This is a genomic window from Microbacterium sp. B35-30 (assembly GCF_010634855.1).
Taxonomy (GTDB): domain Bacteria; phylum Actinomycetota; class Actinomycetes; order Actinomycetales; family Microbacteriaceae; genus Microbacterium.
On sequence record NZ_MWLQ01000026.1, the window covers coordinates 12214 to 34142 of the forward strand.

Annotated in this window: 18 protein-coding genes; 12 read left to right on the top strand and 6 right to left on the bottom strand. The window is 70.3% G+C overall.

Annotated elements, in window-relative coordinates:
* Positions 1-44 precede the first annotated feature (44 nt).
* From B2K11_RS14235 to B2K11_RS14245, 3 genes are all read left to right on the top strand, one after another.
* Entirely contained in the window at positions 45-1385 is a 1341-nt protein-coding gene (locus tag B2K11_RS14235) for a sugar ABC transporter permease (protein ID WP_163619032.1), read from the top strand.
* Positions 1385-2362: a carbohydrate ABC transporter permease gene (locus B2K11_RS14240; RefSeq protein WP_163619034.1), complete on the top strand. Its 978-nt coding sequence runs from the start codon at positions 1385-1387 to the stop codon at positions 2360-2362. The genes B2K11_RS14235 and B2K11_RS14240 overlap by 1 nt, the downstream gene beginning before the upstream one ends.
* 87 nt (positions 2363-2449) lie before the next feature.
* Positions 2450-4933 carry an HAD-IC family P-type ATPase gene (locus B2K11_RS14245; RefSeq protein WP_163619036.1) on the top strand — a complete coding sequence of 828 codons (2484 nt, stop codon included), beginning with the start codon at positions 2450-2452 and terminating at the stop codon, positions 4931-4933.
* Here the strand turns inward: B2K11_RS14245 and B2K11_RS14250 are convergent.
* Genes B2K11_RS14250 through B2K11_RS14260 form a run of 3 tightly spaced genes read right to left on the bottom strand, consistent with a single transcriptional unit; the run spans position 4874 to position 6727 of the window.
* On the bottom strand, positions 4874-5311 hold the full coding sequence (locus B2K11_RS14250; RefSeq protein ID WP_163619037.1) for a hypothetical protein: 438 nt from the start codon (positions 5309-5311) through the stop codon (positions 4874-4876). The genes B2K11_RS14245 and B2K11_RS14250 overlap by 60 nt on opposite strands.
* Positions 5312-5339: 28 nt before the next feature.
* Complete coding sequence (locus B2K11_RS14255) at positions 5340-6014, bottom strand: DUF305 domain-containing protein (protein ID WP_163619038.1); 675 nt, start codon at positions 6012-6014, stop codon at positions 5340-5342.
* A 5-nt stretch (positions 6015-6019) separates the two neighbouring features.
* Positions 6020-6727 (bottom strand): DUF3105 domain-containing protein, encoded by a 708-nt coding sequence (locus B2K11_RS14260; protein ID WP_163619040.1) that lies wholly within the window; start codon positions 6725-6727, stop codon positions 6020-6022.
* A gap of 351 nt (positions 6728-7078) precedes the next feature.
* On the opposite strand from B2K11_RS14260, the gene B2K11_RS14265 reads away from it, so the two are divergent.
* Positions 7079-8440, top strand: coding sequence for a multidrug effflux MFS transporter (locus tag B2K11_RS14265; protein WP_163619042.1), 1362 nt, complete (start codon positions 7079-7081; stop codon positions 8438-8440).
* Positions 8441-8448: 8 nt separating this feature from the next.
* On the opposite strand, the gene B2K11_RS14270 is transcribed toward B2K11_RS14265, so the two are convergent.
* Complete coding sequence (locus tag B2K11_RS14270; RefSeq protein WP_163619044.1) at positions 8449-8949, bottom strand: nitroreductase family deazaflavin-dependent oxidoreductase; 501 nt, start codon at positions 8947-8949, stop codon at positions 8449-8451.
* Between the two features lie 112 nt (positions 8950-9061).
* Between B2K11_RS14270 and B2K11_RS14275 the strand changes: the two genes are divergently transcribed.
* The 3 genes from B2K11_RS14275 to B2K11_RS14285 all read left to right on the top strand — a co-directional run bounded on the left by B2K11_RS14275 (position 9062) and on the right by B2K11_RS14285 (position 12571).
* On the top strand, positions 9062-9718 hold the full coding sequence (locus B2K11_RS14275; protein WP_163619046.1) for a phosphatase PAP2 family protein: 657 nt from the start codon (positions 9062-9064) through the stop codon (positions 9716-9718).
* A gap of 13 nt (positions 9719-9731) precedes the next feature.
* Entirely contained in the window at positions 9732-11816 is a 2085-nt protein-coding gene (locus tag B2K11_RS14280; protein WP_163619048.1) for a helicase HerA-like domain-containing protein, read from the top strand.
* A 101-nt stretch (positions 11817-11917) separates the two neighbouring features.
* Positions 11918-12571 carry a DUF305 domain-containing protein gene (locus tag B2K11_RS14285; protein WP_163619050.1) on the top strand — a complete coding sequence of 218 codons (654 nt, stop codon included), beginning with the start codon at positions 11918-11920 and terminating at the stop codon, positions 12569-12571.
* A 62-nt stretch (positions 12572-12633) separates the two neighbouring features.
* Here the strand turns inward: B2K11_RS14285 and B2K11_RS14290 are convergent, their stop codons facing one another.
* Both B2K11_RS14290 and B2K11_RS14295 read right to left on the bottom strand, forming a co-directional pair.
* On the bottom strand, positions 12634-13380 hold the full coding sequence (locus B2K11_RS14290; RefSeq protein WP_163619052.1) for a helix-turn-helix domain-containing protein: 747 nt from the start codon (positions 13378-13380) through the stop codon (positions 12634-12636).
* A complete protein-coding gene (locus B2K11_RS14295; protein WP_163619054.1) occupies positions 13377-14816 on the bottom strand; it encodes an APC family permease in 1440 nt (479 codons plus the stop codon). The genes B2K11_RS14290 and B2K11_RS14295 overlap by 4 nt, the downstream gene beginning before the upstream one ends.
* 250 nt (positions 14817-15066) lie before the next feature.
* On the opposite strand from B2K11_RS14295, the gene B2K11_RS14300 reads away from it, so the two are divergent.
* The 5 genes from B2K11_RS14300 (at position 15067) to B2K11_RS14320 (ending at position 21902) form a co-directional block, all read left to right on the top strand.
* The gene (locus tag B2K11_RS14300) at positions 15067-15912 is read left to right on the top strand and encodes a hypothetical protein (protein WP_163619056.1); all 846 of its coding nucleotides are present in this window, start codon (positions 15067-15069) and stop codon (positions 15910-15912) included.
* A gap of 17 nt (positions 15913-15929) precedes the next feature.
* Complete coding sequence (locus B2K11_RS20490; protein ID WP_204260143.1) at positions 15930-17882, top strand: hypothetical protein; 1953 nt, start codon at positions 15930-15932, stop codon at positions 17880-17882.
* Between the two features lie 99 nt (positions 17883-17981).
* Entirely contained in the window at positions 17982-18668 is a 687-nt protein-coding gene (locus B2K11_RS14310; RefSeq protein ID WP_163619057.1) for a DUF305 domain-containing protein, read from the top strand.
* Complete coding sequence (lepB, locus tag B2K11_RS14315) at positions 18665-19219, top strand: signal peptidase I (RefSeq protein WP_163619059.1); 555 nt, start codon at positions 18665-18667, stop codon at positions 19217-19219. Before B2K11_RS14310 ends, lepB begins: the two co-directional genes overlap by 4 nt.
* Before the next feature lie 118 nt (positions 19220-19337).
* A complete protein-coding gene (locus B2K11_RS14320; RefSeq protein WP_163619062.1) occupies positions 19338-21902 on the top strand; it encodes an FdhF/YdeP family oxidoreductase in 2565 nt (854 codons plus the stop codon).
* Positions 21903-21929 lie beyond the last annotated feature (27 nt).

The window sequence follows — 21929 nt, forward strand, 5'->3', positions numbered from 1 at the left end:
CCGGGGTGACGTCATCCGTCGGCGTCGACGGGGGAAGGCAGAACATGTCTCAGACCGCAACATCGGCGGAGCAGGCGAAGGCGACGCCGCCGCCCGAAAGAGGCGGCAACAAGCCGCCGTCGCGCGCGACGACGCGCATCGTGGTCACGATCGGCTTCATCCTGATCGCCGCCCTCGTCGTCTTCCTGTTCCTGAGCCCGCCCGACCCTGACGCACCGCCCACGTCGCTGGGGTTCTCGTTCAACTCGTTCTTCCAGTGGATCGGCAACCTGGGCCCGCTCGTCCAGATTCCGATCGTCCTGCTGGTCTTCGGCGTGGTGGTCGCGGTCCTCCTGGTGCTCATCGAGTACGCGCCCCGCAAGGGCACGGGCTACTTCTGGCTGCGACTGGTCTCGTGCTTCGCGATCCCGGTGCTGGCGTTCATGATGCTGCGGCCGTACCAGAACGCGGTCATCTACGTGATCCCCATCGCGCTCATCGCGGGCGGGCTGCTCTTCTACGCCGACTACCGGGCGCGCGAAGGTGCGGGGTATCTGTACCAGCTGACGCTGTTCCTGGCGCCCGCGGCGATCCTGATCCTGATCGGCCTCATCTACCCGTCGATCGCCACGATCATCCAGTCGTTCTTCGACAAGACCGGCGAGAACTTCGTCGGCATGGAGAACTACGTCTGGGCCTTCACGAACCCCCAGGGGTTCTGGTCGATCATCAACACGCTGATCTGGGCGATCTTCGCGCCCATCTTCGCGACGATCGTCGGGCTCGCGTACGCCGCGTTCATGGAGCGTGCGCGCGGTGACCGGTTCCTCAAGATCCTGGTGTTCATCCCCTTCGCGATCGCCCCGGTCAGCATCAGCCTCATCTGGAAGTTCGTCTACGACTACCGGCAGGGTGAGCAGATCGGACTTCTCAACGCGGTCGTCGTCGCCTTCGGCGGAGACCCGGTGAGGTGGCTGGACGTCTGGCCGCTCGTGAACACGTTCTGCCTGCTCTTCGCCTTCGTGTGGGCCCAGACCGGTTTCGCGATGGTGGTCCTGTCGGCCGCCATCAAGGCGGTGCCGGCCGAGCAGATGGAGGCCGCGCAGCTCGACGGCACCAACGCGTGGCAGCGGTTCACCAACGTCACCGTGCCGGGAATCCGCACCGCGATCGTCATCGTTCTCACGACGATCACGATCTCTGCACTCAAGCTGTACGACATCGTGGCGGTGATGACCGGCGGCCGGTCGAACTCGACGGTGCTGGGCTTCGAGATGGTCAACCAGCAGCAGCGCTTCCAGAGCTACGGGCACGCGGCAGCGCTTGCGGTGCTGATCTTCGTGTTCGTCACGCCGCTGATCATCTACAACGTCAGACAGCTCCGCCGGCAGAGGGAGGTGCGGTGATGACCGCCGTCGACTCCAAGACGACCCCGCAACTCGACAGGGCGGCCGCGCGCAAGATCGCGCGCGAGACTCGTCGCAACGAGGCGCAGGCGCAGAAACGCATGACGTCGCCCGTGGCGACGGTGATCGCCGTCGCGATCGCCTTCCTGTGGACGATCCCGACGCTCGGGCTGCTCATCACATCGTTCCGTCCAGGCGCGGATTCCGCGTCCTCCGGCTGGTGGACGGTGTTCACCAACCCCGACTTCACCCTCGGGAACTACGAGGCTGCCCTCACCTCCGGCGGCACGGCCTTGACGCTCGGCGAGTCGTTCCTGAACTCGCTCGCGATCACGATCCCCGTCACGATCTTCGCCCTCGCGATCGCGTCGCTGGCCGCCTATGCGTTCGCGTGGATGGACTTCAGGGGACGCGGCGTGCTGTTCGTGGCGGTCTTCGCGCTGCAGATCGTGCCCATCCAGATGGCGCTGGTGCCGCTGCTGAGCCTGTTCTCGCGCGGGCTGGAGATCGGCGACGTCGCGGTCTTCCCGGGCCTCGAGATGCGCGAGATCGATCACAGCTTCGCGACGATGTGGATCGCGCACGTCATCTTCGCCCTGCCGCTGGCGATCTTCCTGCTGTACAACTTCATCGCCGAGATCCCTTCGGACGTGATCGAAGCGGCGCGGGTGGACGGGGCGGGCCACGGCCAGATCTTCTTCCGCATCATCCTGCCGTTGGCGACCCCGGCGCTCGCGTCGTTCGCCATCCTGGAGTTCGTGTGGGTGTGGAACGACCTGCTCGTGGCGACGATTTTCGCGCCATCCTCGTCGCTGCCGATGACGCAGACACTGAACTCCCTGTCCGGGTCGTGGGGCGATCAGTGGTTCCTGATCTCGGCGGGTGCGTTCCTCGTGCTGGCCGTGCCGCTCATCGTGTTCCTCTCGCTGCAGAGGTTCTTCGTGCGCGGCCTGATGGCGGGCGCGACGAAGGGCTGACACACCACGGCGGACGGATGCCGCGCCCCGACGAGCGACGTCGGGCGCGGCATCCGTCTGTCGGTGCCGCATCAGTACCCTGAACGCATGGATGCCGCTCCCGACGCCTCGCTCTCGCCAGCGGCGGTCGATCCGGGCCTCACTGCCGCGGACGTCGCCGAACGGGTCGCCACCGGGCGCACCAATGCCTTCAGCCCCGACACGAGCCGGAGCGTCTGGACGATCGTGCGCGCGAACGTCTTCACCCTGTTCAACGGCATCGTCTTCGCCTGCTTCTTCGTGCTGTTCGTGCTGGGGCGCTGGCAGGATGCGCTGTTCGGACTCGCCGCGTTCGCGAACTCGATCATCGGCTGCGTGCAGGAGTTCCGCGCGAAGGCTGCGCTGGACCGCCTCGCCCTCCTCAGCGCATCGCAGTCGCGGGTGCGCCGGGGCGGGGCCGAGGTCGAGGTCATGCCGGCTGACGTCGTCATCGACGACATCCTCATCCTCCGTGCCGGCGACCAGGTGTCGGCCGACGCGACGATGATCGACTCGCGCGCCCTGCAGATCGATGAGTCGATGCTGACCGGGGAGTCCGACGCGGTTGACAAGCGGCCGGGCGACGAGGCGCTCTCGGGCTCGATCGTCGTCTCGGGAGAGGGCGCGGCGCGCGTGACGCGGGTCGGTGCCGACTCGTACGCGAACTGGTTCGCGGGGGAGGCGAAGCGGTTCTCGCTGGTCGCCTCGGAGGTGCGCAGCTCGGTCGATCGCGTCCTGAAGTGGATGAGCTGGATCATCGGTCCGGTCGGCCTGCTCGTGCTGAATGCGCAGATGATGGTCGCCGGCGGGTGGGTCCACGCGTGGCAGAGCGGCGCCTGGGTGGACGCGGTCGTGAACACCATCGCGGCACTGACCGCCATGATCCCGCTCGGTCTCGTCCTGATCACATCGATCACGTTCGCGGTGGGGGCGGCGAAGCTCGCCGGTCAGCAGGTGCTGGTCAACGAGCTTCCCGCGGTCGAGGGGCTGGCCCGCGTCGACGTCATCTGCCTCGACAAGACGGGCACGCTGACGGCAGGCGAGATCGCCTTCGACGCGCTGCAGGCGATGCCGGCTGCCGCACCCGGCATCGAGGCCGTGCTCGCGTGGTACGGCGCGGCACCCGACGCGAACGCCACGGCGCGCTGCCTGCGCGAACCGTTCCCCGTCGGCGTCGCCCTCGCCCCGTCGGCCTACATCCCGTTCTCGTCGGCCCGCAAGTGGAGCGCGGTCTCGTTCACGGAGGGGCCGGTCGGCACCTGGGTGCTCGGCGCACCCGAGATGGTCTTCGGCGATGCCGCGACGGATGCTGCCACCGACCTCGGACGGGTCGTCACCGCGCTCGCCTCCTCCGGCCGTCGCACGCTCGTCCTCGCGCACTCGGCTGCGGTCCTCACCGACGAGGATGCCGAGGCGGAGCGCCTGCCTCCTGCACTCGCCCCGGCCGCGGTCGTCACGTTCCGCGAACAGGTGCGGGAAGACGCCGCGCAGACGCTGGCCTATTTCGCGCAGCAAGGGGTCGGCATCCGTGTGATCTCGGGCGACAATCCCCGCACGGTCGCGGCGATCGCGCGAGAGGTCGGGCTGGACGTCCCCGAAGGGTTCGACGCGCGCAGCCTTCCCGACGACGAAGCGGCGCTGGCGGACGTGCTCGAGCGCAACCTCGTGTTCGGCCGGGTGACACCGGAGCAGAAGAAGCGGATGGTACTGGCGCTCCAGTCCCGGGGTCACACGGTGGCGATGACCGGCGACGGCGTCAACGACGCACTCGCCATCAAGGCCGCCGATCTCGGCATCGCCATGAACTCGGGCGCGGCGGCCACGAAGGCCGTGGCGCGCCTCGTGCTGCTCGACGGCCGGTTCTCGCATCTTCCGGACGTCGTCGCCGAAGGACGCCAGGTCATCGCGAACATCGAGCGGGTGTCGATGCTGTTCCTGACGAAGACGGCGTACGCGACAGGGCTGGCGGTGCTGTTCGGCGCCCTCGTTCTCGAGTTCCCGTTCCTCCCGCGGCAGCTGTCGATCACCGACGGCCTGACCATCGGCATCCCGGCGTTCTTCCTGGCGCTGCTGCCCAACACGCAGCGTTACGTCCCGGGTTTCCTGCGTCGTTCGCTGGCGTTCGCGATTCCCGCCGGTGCGGTCATCGCCGTGTCGCTGACGCTCTACACGCTCGCGGCGATGCAGCTCGGCGTGAGCGAGCCGGAACTGCGGACGGGCTCGACGATCATCCTCGCCGTCGTGGGCATCTGGGTGCTCACCGTGCTGTCGCGCCCCATCACCCGCTTCAAGGCGCTCGTGATCGGCGCGATGTTCATCGCGCTCGTCGCGGTGTTCACCGTGCCGCTCCTCACCGAGTTCTTCCAGCTGGTGGATCCGGGCGAGGATGCGGCCTGGCTCGTGGCGGTGGTGACGGTGCTGACCATCGGGGCCATCGAGATCGTGCGGTTCTTCCACCGCCGGTATGTCGAGCGAGATCTCGCCGGCGGAGGGTCAGGCGTTGGCGCGCCGGTCGCGGGTGAACCGGCGGGAACCCGGCGGCGCCCAGAGTAGGACCACGACGATCACCTCTACCGCGAGCTGCACAGCGGTGCTCCAGTCCCAGCCGTCGGTCGTGGCGATCGTCGCGGCGTTGAGTGCGATGAGGATGCTGAGGTACACCGTCGCGAGCACGCGCGACAGCCGGCTGCCGCGGCTCAGTCCGGACGCGACGGCCACGAGGAGGAGGCCGAAGAGGATGACCGCCGCGCCGAGCAGCGACACAGGCAGCACGTCGGCGCGAGCCACCTGATAGCGGCTGAGCAGGATCAGGATGCCGAGCAGCACGTTCGCGAACGCACTGACGTAGACGGCGACCACGGCGATGGTGACGGCGATGGTGACGGGTCTGCCGGCGGCCGAGGCCGTGCGCGGGGGGATATCGTCGGTCACGCGCTCACTGTAGCGGGCGCGGCCCGCGTCAGCCCGAGCAGCCGAGGCGGGCCCGGATCGACTGCATCGCGTCGATCTCGGAGGTCTGACCGTTCTTGATCGCCTGCGCCACCTCGAGCGCACGAGCGTCGGTGCCGAGGTCGAGGAGCGCCTCGGCCATCGGGATCGCCCCCTCGTGGTGGCGGATCATGAGCGACAGGAACAGGCAATCCGCCTCCTGCCCGGTGGCGGCCTTCAGCGCGGCGATCTCGTCGGCGGACGCCATACCCATGGCCGCGTGCGCCTCGTCGTCGCTCATCGGCCGGCCGGCGGTCGCACCGTCGTGAGCGTGCTCGTCGGAGACGTTCATCCACTGCATCATCGGGCCGCCGCGCTGGGGGAGGCCCCACTGCACGAGCCAGTCGTACATCTGACCGCGCTGGCCGGCCTGCCCGGTGGCGATGTCGTAGGCGAGGATGCGCAGCTCGTCGTCCTCGGTCTTGCGGTAGATCTCCATCGCCATCTCGATCGCCTGTGCGTGATGCACCTGCATGTCGCGGGAGAATCCGGCCTCGGGCGAGGCCGTGCCCGGGGTCGTCACAGCCGACTGCGAACCGAAGGTCGAGAAGCGTCCGACCGCGAAGGCCAGCGCCGCGATCAGGACGAGCGCGACGGCGGCGACGAGCCATCGCCGGGCACCCCCGGTCGACGTCTCGTCCGACACGCCGCCTACTTCTTACCCGGCGCGTCGAACGCGCCGGTGCAGGCCGCGCCCGGCTCGGGAGCGTTCGTGCTGTTCCAGTACGCCGTGATGAACTCCTCGATGCGCTCGTCGTCGGCGGAGTCGACCTTGAGCTGGGCGTTCCACGCGCTGACGGCGATCGGGCTGTCCATGTCGTTGTACGGCGAGAGCACCGTGTAGGTCGACGGGAGGGCGTCCTCGAGCTGGGCGATCTCCTCGTCTGACACCTGTGCCGGGTCGTAGGTGATCCAGACCGCGCCGTGCTCGAGAGAGTGGACGGCGTTCACGTTGGGCACGGGCTCGGTGTAGACGCCGCAGTTCAGCCAGATGGCGTTGTGGTCGCCCCCGGCCGGGGGGGTCTGGGTGTACTCGACATCGCCCTCGACGTGGTTGGCCGTGTTGGTGAACGTCTCGACGCCCTCGATGCCGCTGCCGTCGCCGTCGCCGCGGTCGTAGGTCGGCGCGGGCGCCGGCGCGAAGACGATCGAGGCGACGATCGCCCCGATGACGAGGACGGCCGCGACGGAGCCGACGATCCACCACACGAGCTTGCTGCGCCGCCGCTTGGCGAGCTGCTTCTGGTACTCGGCGAGCTTCTCCTGGCGCTTCTGCTCGCGCTGCTGCTTGACGGTGAGGTCGATCTTCGCCTGCGTGGCCGGGTTGCCGCTCGCGCGCTTGTCGGAGGTCTGGGTCATGCTCGTGATCTCTGCCAATCGATAACAGGGGTCTGGGCGCCCGCGAACTGCCGCGGGAACGCGGACGACGGGTTGGGCCCATCCTATGCGAGCGCATGTGTCGGGGCCCTGGGAAGGCGCCGACAGCGGCGACCAGCCGAATGGATCGCGGGTGCGGTCGGGGGGAGGCATCCGTTATCATGGGATCTCGAATCGATTCGACCTTGCGGTCGTCTCCCCTGTTCTGGTGCCGATCGGCAGCGCCGGACTCCTCGTTCCCCCCGGTTCCTCTCCGTGCGCCCGCACCGCCCGGTGTCGATGCCGTACTCCTACGCCGCCCGTCGAAACCACGCCACGAAACGAAGCCCACTGTTGCTCGACACCGCCTCCACCCCCGTCCAGAAGCCCCAGGCCCGCACGCCGCACGAACCGCAGCCGCACCCGCACCCGACGTCCACCGGCGCGATCCGCACCCTGGGCAGCAACCCGGCCACCGCGCCGATCGTCCTGCACCCGGGCGATGCGATCACGCACCGCCGTCGGGTCCTCTACATCGTGCTGCTCGGCGCGCTGACCGCCCTCGGCCCCTTCACGATCGATCTCTACCTGCCCGCGTTCCCGGTGCTCGAGGCCGACTTCGACACCACGGCCGCCATGATCCAGCTCACCCTCACGGGCACCATGATCGGCTTCGCGCTGGGGCAGCTCATCGTCGGCCCGCTGAGCGACAAGGTCGGCCGGCGGCTGCCGCTGCTGGCGGTGACCGCCCTGCACGTCGTGGCCAGCGTCGGCGCGGCGCTCGCGCCCACGCTCGAGCTGCTGTCGGTGGCCCGCGTGCTGCAGGGCGCGGGAGCCGCCGCCGGCGGCGTGGTGGCCGCCGCGATCGTGCGCGACCTGTTCGGCGGACGCCGCCTCGTGGTCATGCTGTCGCGCCTCGCGCTCGTCTCGGGCGTCGCCCCGGTGCTCGCGCCGCTCGTCGGCTCGGCCCTCCTCGCCGTCATGCCGTGGCGCGGCATCTTCGTCGTGCTGGCGGTGTACGGCGGGATCATGCTCGTCTCGGCCATCGTGTTCCTGCCCGAGACGTTGCCGCCCGCGCGCCGCCACGAGCGGGGCGCCACCACGGTCTGGCAGCGCTACCGCAGCGTCTTCAGCGACCGCGTGTTCATCGGCGTGCTCATCATCGGCGGCATGACGTTCTCGGGCTTGTTCTCGTACCTGTCCAGCTCGTCGTTCCTCTTCCAGCTCAGCTATGGCCTGAGCGCCCAGCAGTACGGACTGATGTTCGCCGTCAACTCGCTCGGCGTCGTGCTGGGCGTGCAGACGGCGTCGCGGCTGGCGGCCCGCTTCGGTCCGCAGTGGGTGATGGCGTGGTCGACGGCGGTGCTCGTTGTCTCAGCATCCGCCATCATCGTCACCGATCAGCTCGGCCTCGGACTCTGGGGAACCATCGTTCCCCTGTTCGTCTTCATGACCGGGTGCGGGTTCACCTTCCCGTGCGTGCAGGTGCTGGCGCTCGACCGCCACGGCAAGGCGGCCGGCACGGCGCAGTCGATCGTCGGCGCGACCAACTTCGGCGTCGCAGGGCTCATCTCGCCGCTGGTGGGATGGATCGCGAAGGATGCCGGCATCACGGCCACCACGATGGCCTCCGTGATGGTCGGCTGCGCCGTGGTCGGCGTGCTGGCGCTGTGGCTGATCGTCCGTCCCCGGACGGTGGAGCGCCTCGCTCCCTGACCCCGTTCTCAGTCCGCCGCGGCCACGGGCTGCAGGCGGAAGAGGCGGACGATGCGGCCGGACTCGCGCTCGTAGTTGCGGTAGCCGGGCCACTGGGTCTCGATGCGCGCCCACACCGCGTCGCGCTCGGCGTCGGGCACCGGGGTGGCGTGAACGAGCATGCGGCGCCCCCGGACGGTGATCGCGGCATCCGGGTGGGCCAGCAGGTTCGTCGTCCACGCGGGGTGCCGTGCGCCGGCGAAGTTCGTGCCCGCGACGATCGCACGTCCCCGCCCGTCGGGCGTGTACATCAGCGCCGCATCACGCGGCTCGGCGGACTTCGCCCCGACGGTGTGGAGCACCAGCGAGGGCACCAGCAGCGCGCTCACCTGCACGCGGCCGTGAGAGATCCACGCCACGAAGCGCTCGACCGGTGGCAGCAGCAGCGGCCCCAGCACACGCCGGAACACCCGCGTGCGGGTGAGCGGCGCGATGAAGGCGCGGACGATATCGACGGCCCGTGCTGGCATGGATCCCATCCTGCCGGACGCGGTCGACGCCGTCACGGTCGGGCCCGTGCGGCGGCGCGCGGAAAAAGCCCGGATGAGGTGCAAACCTCCGCCTGGCAGGCAGAATGGGGCGATGACCACGACAGAGCGGCGGGTGGTGGTGCCCGTCATCACCTACCTGGTCGCCGGGTCTGTGCTGGTGGTGCTGTCATGCCTGCTGGGCTGGTGGATCTTCTCGCGCGGCGAAGAGCCCTTCCCGATCGACACGGCGTGGAACAGCTTCGTCGCCGAATGGTGGTACCCGGCGGTCGCGGGGTTCTCTCAGGTCCTGAACTTCGTCGGCGGCGGCTGGTTCAGCGTCCTGGTGGTGCCCATCGGCGGAGCGATCGGGCTGATCCTGCTGAGGCGCCCGTGGGCGGCGGCATACTTCCTGGCGGCCGAGGCGGTCTCCGTTGCAGGTGTGCAGGTGCTGAAGCACGCGTTCGGGCGGGTGCGCCCCGAAGACATCCTCATCGTGTCGGACTACGGTTCATACCCGTCGGGGCATGTGGCGAACGCGGCGACGATCGCGGTGGCGGCTACGGTGATCTTCCCCCGCCTGTGGGTGGGGCTGGTGGGCGCCGCGTGGGTGCTGATGATGGCGTTCAGCCGCACCTATCTGCACGCGCACTGGCTGAGCGACACGGTCGGCGGCGCAATGATCGGCGCGGGCGCGGCGCTGCTGGTGGCGGCCGCCTTCGCCCTTCCGATGGCGCGCGAGGGGACGGATGCCCCGGCGAAACGCGCGTGACTAGGCTGAGCGCATGACCGCGCCCGACTCGCCCGCGCCCGACGTCACCGCGACCGACCCGGCCATCCTGGCCGCCGAGGCCGAGCTCGCCCGGTTGCGCGCCGAGGCGGACGCCGCCGAAGCACAGCTGAAGGCCGCGCAGGCCCGGGCCGCGCTCGCCGCCGCCGAGGCCGCCGCGGCCAAGGCAAAGGCGACCGGCGCTCCCGCGCAGCCCGCATCCTCATCTTCGCAAGCCTCGAGCGAGCCGCTGCCCGCCGTTCCCCACGAGCCCGCACCCACGGACACAGGTATCCCGACGGCAGGGGAAACCGCGGCCGATGCGACCCAAGGGCCCGCGCGAGCGCCCAGCTCGCCCCCGGCGACGCAGGAACAAACTTCCCCACCGACTGTCTCGCCGACGCAAGCCACCCCGACAGAACCCAACCAGCGAACCATCCCGCCCACGCAAGCCGGCCCACTCGACCAAGAAGACATCGAGAAGGTCACCTCCGGATACACATTCGAGGAGGCCACTCTCGACCTCGGCGCGCTGCTCAACGGCGACCCGGTGCCGTCGGCGCAGATCCGCATTCCGCTCGGCATGATGAATCGCCACGGGCTCGTCGCCGGAGCCACGGGGACGGGCAAGACCCGGACGCTGCAGGGGCTCGCCGAGCAGCTTGCAGCCAAGGGCGTGCCCGTGTTCGCCGCCGACATCAAGGGCGATCTGTCGGGCGTCGCGACGCCGGGCGAGCCCAGCGAGAAGCTGCTCGCGCGCACCGAGGCGATCGGGCAGGACTGGAAGCCCGAGGCGTCCGCCACCGAGTACTTCGCGCTGGGCGGTATCGGCAAGGGCGTGCCGGTGCGGGCGACCGTGTCGGGCTTCGGGCCGCTGCTCCTGAGCAAGGTGCTGGGCCTGAACGACACGCAGGAGTCGAGCCTCGGCCTCGTGTTCCACTACGCCGACGCGAACGGCCTCGCGCTCGTCGACCTGTCGGACCTGCGGGCTGTGCTCAGCCACCTCACCAGCGCCGAGGGCAAGGCCGAACTCAAGGAGCTCGGCGGGCTGTCCGCGGCGACGGCGGGCGTGATCCTGCGGGAGCTGATCACCTTCGCGGATGCCGGAGCCGACGTCTTCTTCGGCGAGCCCGAGTTCGACGTCGCAGATTTCATCCGCACGGCGCCCGACGGCCGCGGCATCATCAGCCTGCTCGAGGTGCCCGGCGTGATCGACAAGCCGGCGCTGTTCTCGACGTTCCTGATGTACCTGCTCGCCGAGCTCTTCGAGATCCTCCCCGAGGTGGGCGACGCCGACAAGCCCAAGCTCGTCTTCTTCTTCGACGAGGCCCACCTGCTGTTCAAGGACGCCTCGAAGGACTTCCTCGCCGCGATCGTGCAGACCGTGCGACTCATCCGGTCGAAGGGTGTGGGCGTCTTCTTCGTGACGCAGACCCCGAAGGACGTGCCCTCCGACGTGCTGGCCCAGCTGGGCTCGCGCGTGCAGCACGCGCTGCGGGCGTTCACACCTGACGACGCCAAGGCGCTGCGAGCGACCGTCGGCACCTACCCGAAGTCAGGCTACGACCTCGAGCGGGTGCTCCAGGAACTCGGCACAGGTGAGGCCATCGTCACCGTGATGAGTGAGAAGGGCGCTCCCACTCCGGTCGCGTGGACGCGGCTGCGCGCGCCGCAGGGGCTCATGTCGCCGACGCCGGACCCGGCCATCGAGGCCGCGGTGAAGGCGTCGCCGCTGCTCGCGAAGTACGGCACGGCGATCGATCGCGAGTCGGCGCGCGAGATCCTCACCGCGAAGATGAAGGCGGCCGACGATGCCGCCGCCGCGGAGGACGCAGCCCTCGTGAAGGCGAAGGCCGACGCCGAGTACGCGAAGCAGAAGGCCGCGATCGACAAGCAGCAGGCCGCCGCCGACAAGTCGAGCGCCGCTGCAGAGAAGAAGGCGCAGCAGGAGTACGAACGGCTGCTCAAGAAGACGGCGGGCACGACGCGCACGTCACGATCGACCCAGAAGTCGCCGCTCGACCAGATCCTGAACTCCAAGTCGACGCAGACTATCCTCGGGGGAGTGATCCGCGGGATCTTCGGCACCGGCAGGCGCTGAACGGTCCCGATCCCCGCCGGCGCACGTTCCCGAGCGCGCGCAGCGCGAAGCGTGACGACGCCGCGGCGTGGGCGGATCCCCTCCTGATCCGGAAGGTCCCCGTGCGCCGCAGAGCTGTCGCCGTCGTCGCGTTGACGCTCGCTGTGGCGACCGCCGCCGCGGGCGTCGCCTTGGCGGTGGCGTCGGGCATCGGTGCGGGCACGGCGGGCCAGGCGAATCCCGGGACGTCGGCGTCGGCGCCGGCCGCGTCGTCGTCCGATTCCGCGGTGACCGCTGACGACTACTGCTACGTCGAGGCGATGATCTACTACCGCGTCAAGGAGCTGGAGCTCGCCGAGACGCTGCAGCGCAAGGACGGGCTCGACGCGGGCGCCCTCGGGTTCGCGACCGGGGTCGCCGCCCGCGACGCCGAAGAACTCGAGGACCTGCGCGCCTGGTACCTGTCGTGGGCCGGTGCCCGCCCGCTCGAGCCGCCCGCCGACGGCCCCTGCGGCGGGCACGGTTCCGACCACGCGCAGATGCCCGGCATGCCGTCCTGGAGCACGCTGCAGGGCTTCGTCGACGCGCAGCACCCCGACGCTGAACGGCGGTTCGCCGAGATCCTGCGCGACCAGAACGCCGGCATGGTGGCCCTGGTCACGCTGATCCTCGACGGCGACCCGCATCCGGAGGTCGTCGAGGCGGCGCAGCGGGCGCTCGAGCAGGCCGCATCCGATGCGGCGACGATCGACGGCATCCTCGGCGCCGCACCCTGATCGCCGGAGCCCCCGGCTTCGCAACGACGGCGTCGCGTTCTCGTGGCGAAGCCGGCGGCGCATCACCAGTCGCTGAGCGCGCCGATCGGAGCGAGCGCGTGCGCCGCCCCGCGAAGCGCGCCGACGTGGCGTGCGGCGACAGAGAGGCGCGAGATCGAGGTCGACAGGGTCACCGCTCCGACCGGGCGGGCGGCGTCGTCGTGGATCGGCACCGCCAGGCACCCGCGGTCGGAGTTGAGCAGCGCGACCTGCTCGGTGTAGCCGCGGACCGCATACGCCTCGCGAATGGCGCGGACGTCGCCGGACGCTGCGTCGATCCGCCAGCAGGGCGCCTGCGGCAGACGGCGATCGGGATGGGCGACGAGCCAGAGGTGCCCGATCGCCGATCGCGTGGGGTCGGCCAGCAGCGCATCAGGGTCCGACAGCGGCCGCGCGGGGTCTTCGTCGAGCACCAGCAGCCCTGAGCGGTGGAAGGCGAACAGGTGCACTGCCTCTCCCGTCTCACTGCGCAGGCGATCCACGACGTCCGCGTGGGCAGGTCGAGTGCGGGCACCCACGATCGCGGCGAGCTCGAGCACGCGGGTGCCGAGGAGGAACCCGGAGAAGTCCGGTCGCCGCACGAGATACTCATCGCGAACCAGGGAGTTGACCACACGGTAGACCGTCGCCCGCGGTGCGCCGACGGCACGGGCGATCTCGGCGGCGGATGCGCCGCGGTCGTCGCGCGCGACCTGTTCCAGGATCTCCAGCGCGAGGCCGAGGCCCTTCTCAGGAAGCCGCGAGTCGCCCGCGAGACCCGCGCCGCTCACGCCCGCGCCGGCCCTTCGATGCAGTCCGAGTCGACCGGCCAATCGTGTACGCCGATCCGTGCTGCCACGCGCGGGTGACGTGCCAGCCGCAGCGAGCCGGCCCCGACGACGATGGCGAGGATGGCGGCCGCCCACAGCAGTCCGCCGGGGTTGTCGCGCAGTGTCGCAGCGAGATAGAACCCGAGCACGCACAAGAGGCCGGCGAGCGGCAGTGCGCTGATGGCCACCGCGCGCACCGTGAGCTCGCCGATGCGCGCGAGGAAGACCGGCGCCGCCGCGCACACCAGTGCGTAGGCCAGCACGAAGCCGATGATCGACGCCGGCGAGGTGACGATCCGCATGTCCTGCCGGCTGCCGCCGACCGCGAGGACGGCGACCGGCACCGCCGTCACCACCGTCGCGAGCAGCACGCCGGCAACCGCGGGCACGCCGCGACCCGAGACCCGGCCGAAGGCCGCCGGCAGCAGGCCCTCGCGGCTCATCGCGAACCCGAGCCGCGTCGCCGCGTTCGTCATCGCCAGGGCGCAGGCGAGGAACGAGATCGCCACGATCACGTCGATGAGGCCCGAGAGGCCTGTCACGGCGGCGAGGGATGCCGCACCCGGACGCTCCGCCACGATCGACAGCTGCGCGGCCGTTCCGACCAGCATGACCAGGCCCGTCGCCCCCACGCTCACCATCACGGCGCGCGGGACCGACGCGAAGGGACGGCGCGTCTCCGGGCCGAGGGCGGCGCCGCTCTCGAAGCCGACGAAGCCGATGAGGGCGAAGGCGACGCCCGTGATGATCGCCTCGAGCGAGAAGTCCGACGGACGTGGGACGAGCAACCCCAGATCCCACCGGGTGAGGCTGAGCGCGGCGATCGAGAGGATCAGCACCGTCACCACCGCGATCGACTCGAGCACCAGCAGCATGCGGGTCGACATCCGCAGTCCGCGGGCGACCACCAGGGCGATGATGCCGCCGAACGCGGTGAGGAGGACGACCACGAGCCATGGGGGAGCGGTCCCGCCGCTGAGGAGGTTCGCGAGTCGCTGCGAGCCCGACGCCAGCGTGTTCATGGCGACCGCGAGGTAGCCGATTCCCAGGGCGGCGCCGGTCACGAGTCCGACGTGGGAGCCGAGGCCGCGCGCCGCGAAGGTGTAGAGCGAGCCCGTGCTCGCGATGCGGCGCGCGAACATGCCGATCACCAGGCCGACGCCCACCACGAGCGTGATCGTGATCGCGATGTCGAGGAAACCGAACGATCCGCTGCGGGCGTAGGCGGCGGCGGGATGGATCAGCAGGACTCCGGCGGGCGCGGTGGCCGCGACGGACTGGGCGACGACGTCGATCGTGTGGGCGTGGCGACGGCGCAGGCCGGCGAAGGGTGAGCTGGTTCCCAGGTCATTCCGCGGCCGCGCCCGCTCGATCGCATCTGCGAGTGCAGTGCTCACGCGTCCTCCTCGGTGCCGGCGCTCGCCGCTGTGCGGCTGGCGGCGACGCTACCGGGCGCGCGTTGCCGTAAACGGCGGCCCGTGTTTCGGCCGCGTGACACGGCGTGAGATGAGCGGGCCGGGATCGGCGGGTGTCGTCTCATCAGGATTTCGCTCGGCGTTCGCCGTCCCATACGGCGGGGAAACGGCGCGGGCGAAGAATCGGCCCGACGCGGGTGCGAGCCGCGTCATCGCCGTCGAAAGGAACCCTGTGACCGAACAACAGCTCTCTCCCGAAGGGGACTCGCCGCCCCCCTCGCGGCAGCGGCCGACACTGCGCGGCCGACTGCTCACACCGCGCATCCTGGGCATCGGCTCCGCAGCCGCCGCGGCGGCCGCCGCCGTCGCGCTCGTCTTCGCGACGCAGACCGCCGTGCAGGCGACCTCGTCGCCCGAGATCACGGCATCCACCCCCATCGCCGCCGACAGCACGGATGAGGACGCCCCCGAGAAGGCCGAGGAAGTCGCCAAGCCCGAGAAGATCGCGGCCGCCTACGACGCGCTGTCGGGTGCCGAGGTCGAGTACGTGCGCTTCGTCGGTGCACAGGACGCGGCGTTCGCGGCCGGCGAGGACGTGTTCGGCGAGCCGGGACTGCAGTTCCTCTCCACCGACGTGGCCGACCCGCAGGCATACTCCGACCGGCAGCGGCGCCTGATCTCGCTGTACTACGACTACGCCACCAACGAGACGGTCAGCATGATCGTCAACGCGACGACCGGAGCGGTCGAGTCCGTGGACCGCGCCTCCGGCACCCAGCCCGCTCCGACGGATGCCGAGACCTCGCTCGCGTGGGAGCTGCTGCTCGACTCGGACGCGGCCCAGCCCGTCGTCGACGAGTTCGCCGCGCTCACCGGTGGTTCCGCTCTCACCCCAGCATCCGCCGAGGTGATCCTCACCGCCCACTCCTTCGTCACGGATGCCGGCTCCTTCGGCGCCGAGTCGTGCGGCGTCGATCGGTGCGTGCAGCTGCTCGCCCAGGTAGACGGCGGCGCGTTCCTCACCACCAGCACCTACGTCGTCAACCTGTCGACGCGGGCCGTCCTGTCCATCTCATGACCATGGAGACCCTCCCGATGAAACGAAACCCCCTCCGCCGCCTGCTCGGCGCGGGCACCGCGATGGCTCTGCTGGCGGGCGGCCTCGTGCTGTCCGCTCCGGCGGCGGCCTCTGCCCAGACGGTCACCGAGGCATCCTGCTCCGGCGACTCCCTCGTCTCGAAGACCCTCGAATCCGGATCCAGCTGGCAGATGTGCTGGCGCCTCGACACCTATCGCGGGCTCGTGCTCGACAAGATCGCCTATCAGCCGCGGGACGACGCGGCGCCGATCCTCGTGCTCGACTCGATCGCGCTGGCCCAGCTGAACGTGCCCTACGACACCGGCGCCACGGAGTACAACGACGTGACGACGTACCAGGTCGGCGGGCGCCGTCTGCAGGCCATCGAGGCTGTCGACTGCCCGGTCGGCGAGGTCCGAACCTCGTGGGTCGACGCCACTCGCGGAGCGATCCCCGCGGTCTGCATCGGCGAAGAGGAGTCGGGCCTCGCGTACCGCTCCAACATCGCACGCGACGCCCTCTACGCCGCGCAGGGCACCGATCTCGTGCTGCACACCGTGTCGCGCATCGGCTGGTACGAGTACCAGACCGAGTATCGGTTCCACGACGACGGCGAGATCTCGGTGCGCCTCGGCGCCACCGGCGACCTCTCGCCCAACGACTACGTCGACATCGTGAACCAGGGGTGGCCGATCGCCCCGGGCCAGGAGGACTTCGCGGTCAACCACTACCACTCGGCGTTCTGGCGCGTGGACTTCGGCCTCGACTCCGGCGCCACCCAGCTGGTCGAGAAGTTCGCGACCACCCCGACCGGCGAGTACGGGACCACGGGCGACACCGGTCACACGGCGATCCTCGAGACGCAGCTCACTCAGATCACGAACGAGACCAAGACGATGGGCTCGAACCGCGAGGCCTACCGTGTGGTGAACCCCGAGAGCATCAACGCCGACGGGCACGCCCGCTCCTACGAGATCATCGTGCCGCGCGACCAGGCCTACAACCTCAACCCCGAGACCGATTACGACATCGCGTTCACGTCGGCCAAGTCGGACGAGATCCACGCCAGCCACAACCTCATCCCGTCGAAGGCGGGGCAGATGGTCACCGACTACATCGCCGACGGCGAGACGCTCGAGGACCCCGTGGCATGGGTGAACGTGGGCTTCCACCACATCAACCGCGACGAGGACCAGAGCCCCATGCCGATCCACTGGCAGGGCTTCACCCTCTACCCGCGTGATTTCGCGGCGCAGAACCCGAACATCCCCGAGGGCCGCAAGTGGGTCAACGGCGACATGCGCGGGGTGCCCAACCCGAACATCACGCCGACGCCCACCGCGTCGCCGACGCCGACCCCCACGACGGAGCCCACCGCGGAGCCCACGCCGACGCCCACCGAGTCCGGGAACGGCAACGGCAACGGGAACGGCAACGGGAACGGCAACGGGAACGGCAACGGGAACGGCAACGGGAACGGCAACGGGAACGGCAACGGGAACGGCAACGGGAACGGGAACGGGAACGGCGGCTCGACGGCGCCCGCAATGGCGCCGGTGACCTTCGACAGCGCCGAGGTCGCGCCGGGTGCCGCGCAGTCTGCGACCGCGAGCGGCTTCACGCCCGGTGAGACCGTGAGCGCCGTGATGCACTCCGACCCCGTCGACGTCGGCACGTTCGTCGCCGACAGCGAGGGCGTGGTGAGCGTGCAGTTCATCGTGCCGTCCGACACACCCGCCGGCGAGCACTCGCTGGTTCTGACCGGGCAGACCTCGTCGGCCGTTGCGCAGGGATCGTTCACGGTGGCGTCCGCGTCGCCCGCGGCCATCTTCGGCGCACTCGCGACGACCGGCACCGACGCGAACAACTGGGCGCTGTCGGGCCTCCTGCTCCTCACCGCAGGCGCCGGACTGGCAGCCACATCGTGGCACCTGCGCCGCCAGCAGGCGGTCAAGGTGCACGCGGCCTGATCCACACCCGCGGGGCGACGCGCCGGTCACGTCGCCCCGCGGGTACCCCGTGTCGCTGAGGGCTCGGTCCGCGGCATCCAGATCTGAGAGGACTCGTCCATGCGCAGTCGTATCGCCGCCCTCGGCGTCGTGCTGGCCCTTTCGACGGCCATCGTGGCGGTCGGGGCCGTCGGGCTCAGTCTGACGACGAGTCCGGATTCGGCGCCGCAGGCGGCCCCTGCGGGCGCGAGGACGGATGCCTCCACCGCCGCCTACCCGACCGTCGAGGACCATTGCTACATCGAGGGCATGATCCCGCACCACGAACAGGCGCTCGAGCTCAGCAGCCTGGTCCTGGGCGCCACCGGGGTCCGCGAGCGCACGCGGGCGCTCGCCGAGTTCATCGTGACCGACCAGACCTCCGAGATCGAGACGATGCGGGCATGGCAGAACGCGTGGCGCGGTGCGATCCCCGCCGGCGGTTCGAGCGGCGGCCACGACGGTCACGGTGACGCGCGGCCTGCCGTCGGAGTGATCCCGACCGGGTGCGGCGATCACCCGCACACGCAGATGAAGGGCATGGCCGGCGTCGAGCAGCTCGCGGCCCTCGATGCAGCCGACGACGTCGCGGCCGACCGGATGTTCCTCGAGCTGATGATCGCGCACCATGAGGGCGCCCTCGAGATGGCGGAGAGCGCGGTCCGCGAGGGATCCAATGCGTACGTGCGCGCATCCGGCAAGCACGTGCTCGTCGAACAGCAGCGCGAGATCACCGCGATGTCGACGTTGCTCGCCGAGGCGCCGTGACGATCGTCGCCGGCTCGGCAGCGGTCCGTCGATCCGTGGGCAGGGCTCGGGCGCTCGTCTGGCTCGCAGCCCTTGTGATCCCCACCGGTGCAGCGCTCGCGCTCGCCGCAGCCCTCGGCGTGGCGACCGTGCACAACGACTCGATGAACCCGACGCTGCACAGCGGCGACACGGTCCTGTTCGACCGGTGGAGTACCCCCGGTCGCGGAGACGTCGTCCTCCTGACCGACCGCGAAGGATGGTCGGGCACACGGGACGCGCTCCTCGTGAAGCGGGTCGTCGGTGTCGCGGGCGACGTGGTGGTGTGCTGCGAGGCGGGAACCGGGCGGCTGCTCCTCAACGGAGCGCCGATCGAGGAGGCCTATGCCGGCGCGGTTCGCCCGGGTGGCGACATCCCGTTCCGAGTGACCGTGCCCGAGGGTTCTGTGTGGGTCATGGGCGACAACCGGGCCGCATCGGTCGACTCGCGGGCGTCGGTGTCGGCGCCGGGTCACGGGGCGGTGGCGCGAGACGACCTGCGCGGTACGGCGCGCGCGTGGTGGGGTGGCTGAGGGGCGTGGGACGACTTCCCGGGCGGATGCCGGCGGTCGCCGCATCCGTCATCCAAAGCGGAACCGCTCACATGTCGTGAGGCGCCCTCGACGCCCGGGCGAGGCATAGCCTGGATGTATGGCGACGAAGCCCCCGAGAGCCGATATCGACGAGACGCGTGTGCGCTCCACCCGACCGAAGAAGGTCGCGGTCGGTGTGCCCGCGGTGCTGCACGCGTTGGAGATCGCCAACGAGCAGATGGGCGTGGCCCGGTCGGTGCAGACGCTGCTGCGCGTCAACCAGAAGGATGGCTTCGACTGCCCCGGATGCGCGTGGCCCGAGGAGGACAAGCGTCACATCGCCGAGTTCTGCGAGAACGGCGCGAAGGCGGTCGCCGAGGAGGCGACGCTGCGGCGCGTGGGGCCGGAGTTCTTCGCGGCGCATTCGCTCGACGAGCTGCGCGGCCACGACGACTGGTGGCTCGGGCAGCAGGGACGGTTGACGCACCCGATGCTGCTGGAGGAAGGGGCATCGCATTACCGCCCGATCTCGTGGGACGACGCGCTCACGCTGGTCGCCGACGAGCTGAGGACGCTGGACGACCCTGACGAGGCCGTGTTCTACACGTCGGGACGCACATCGAACGAAGCGGCGTTCCTGTACCAGCTGCTCGTGCGGGGGCTCGGCACCAACAACCTGCCCGACTGCTCGAACATGTGCCACGAGTCGTCCGGATCGGCGCTGACCGAGACCATCGGCATCGGCAAGGGCACCGTCTCGATCGACGACGTCCACGAGGCCGACCTGTTGATCGTCGCCGGGCAGAACCCCGGCACGAACCACCCGCGCATGCTCGCGGCGCTCGAGAAGGCGAAGCAGCGAGGGGCGACGATCATCGCCGTGAACCCGCTGCCCGAGGCGGGACTGATCCGCTTCGAGAACCCGCAGACGGTGCGGGGCGTGGCGTTCGGCGGCACGAAGCTCGCCGACCAGTTCCTGCAGATCCGGCTCGGCGGCGATCAGGCGCTGTTCCAGGCGATCGGCAAGCACCTCCTCGAGGCCGAGGAGACCGACGGGGGTGTGCTCGACCACGAGTTCCTCGCGGCGCACACCAGCGGCTTCGACGCCTACCGTCAGGCGATGACGGATGCCTCGTGGCGCGACCTGGTCACCGCCACGGGTCTTCCGGAGAAGGCGCTGCGCCGGGTGGCTGAGACGGTGCGCACGTCGAAGGCGACGATCGTCTGCTGGGCGATGGGACTGACCCAGCACAAGCACTCCGTGCCCACGCTGCGCGACGTCGTGAACATGCTCCTGCTGCAGGGCAACATCGGCCGACCCGGCGCCGGAGTGTGCCCGGTGCGCGGGCACTCCAACGTGCAGGGCGACCGCACCGTGGGCATCTACGAGAAGCCGTCCGCGACGTTCCTCGACGCGCTCGACACGGAGTTCGCCTTCGCCTCCCCGCGCGAGCACGGCTTCGACACGGTCGGGGCGATCCGCGCGATGCGCGACGGCCGCGTGCGGTTCTTCATGAGCATGGGCGGCAACTTCGTCTCGGCGACCCCCGACACCGCGGTCGTCGAGGCGGGCATGTCCCGTGTCGGGCTGACCGTGCACGTGTCGACCAAGCTCAACCGCTCGCACGTCGTCACCGGGCGCCGCGCGCTCATCCTGCCGACCCTGGGCCGCACCGACCGCGACCGCCGCGGCGGCCGCGAGCAGCGGGTCACGGTCGAGGACTCGATGGGCGCGGTGCACGCGTCGCGGGGCCGGCTCGCCCCGCCGTCCGAGGAGATGCTCAGCGAGGTCGCGATCGTCGCCCGCCTGAGCGGCCTGGTCTTCGGATCCACGGGTGCCGGCGGCGGTTCGTCGTCGCGAGATCAGGTGATGTCACGGGGGAAGGACGTTTCTGACTCAGAACGTCCTGAGCCGGTGACATCACCTGAGCCGGTGACGGATGCCGCGGCGCATGGTGCGGACGCGACGCGGCACGACCGTGGGTACCCGGAGCGCACCGCGGCCGAGGAGTCCGACGGGACGCAGTCGCCGGTCCACAGAGACCGCGAGACCGCAGACGGCCCCGATCCGGCCGGGTTGCGGCATCCGTCCAACGTCCCGCACGCGGACTGGGCGGCGCTCGAAGCGGACTACGCGCTCATCCGCGCCCACATCGCCCGCGTCATCCCCGGATTCGACGACTACGAGGAGCGCATCGACAAGGGCCGCACGCTGCACCTGCCGAACGGGCCGCGCGATGCGCGCCGTTTCGCGACGGCCGACGGCAAGGCGCGCTTCACGGTGAACCCGCTGGAGTACCCGCGCATCCCGCGCGGACGCCTGCTGCTGCAGACGCTGCGCTCGCACGACCAGTACAACACCACGATCTACGGCAAGGACGACCGGTACCGCGGCATCCACGGCGGGCGGCGGGTCGTGCTGGTCAATGCCAAGGACATCGTCGCGCTGGGCTTCGCGGAGAACGACATCGTCGACCTCGTGTCGGAGTGGCGGGGGGCCGACGGGGCGCTGCAGGAGAGGCGGGCGGAGGAGTTCCGCATCGTCGCCTACCGCACGCCGCGGGGCAACGCCGCCGCGTACTACCCGGAGACGAACGTGCTGGTGCCCCTGGACTCCGTCGCCGACGTCTCGGGGACGCCGACATCCAAGTCCGTGGTGGTGCGGCTCGCACGCCGCACCTGAGAGCCCGGCGCGTGCCTAGGCTGGAGG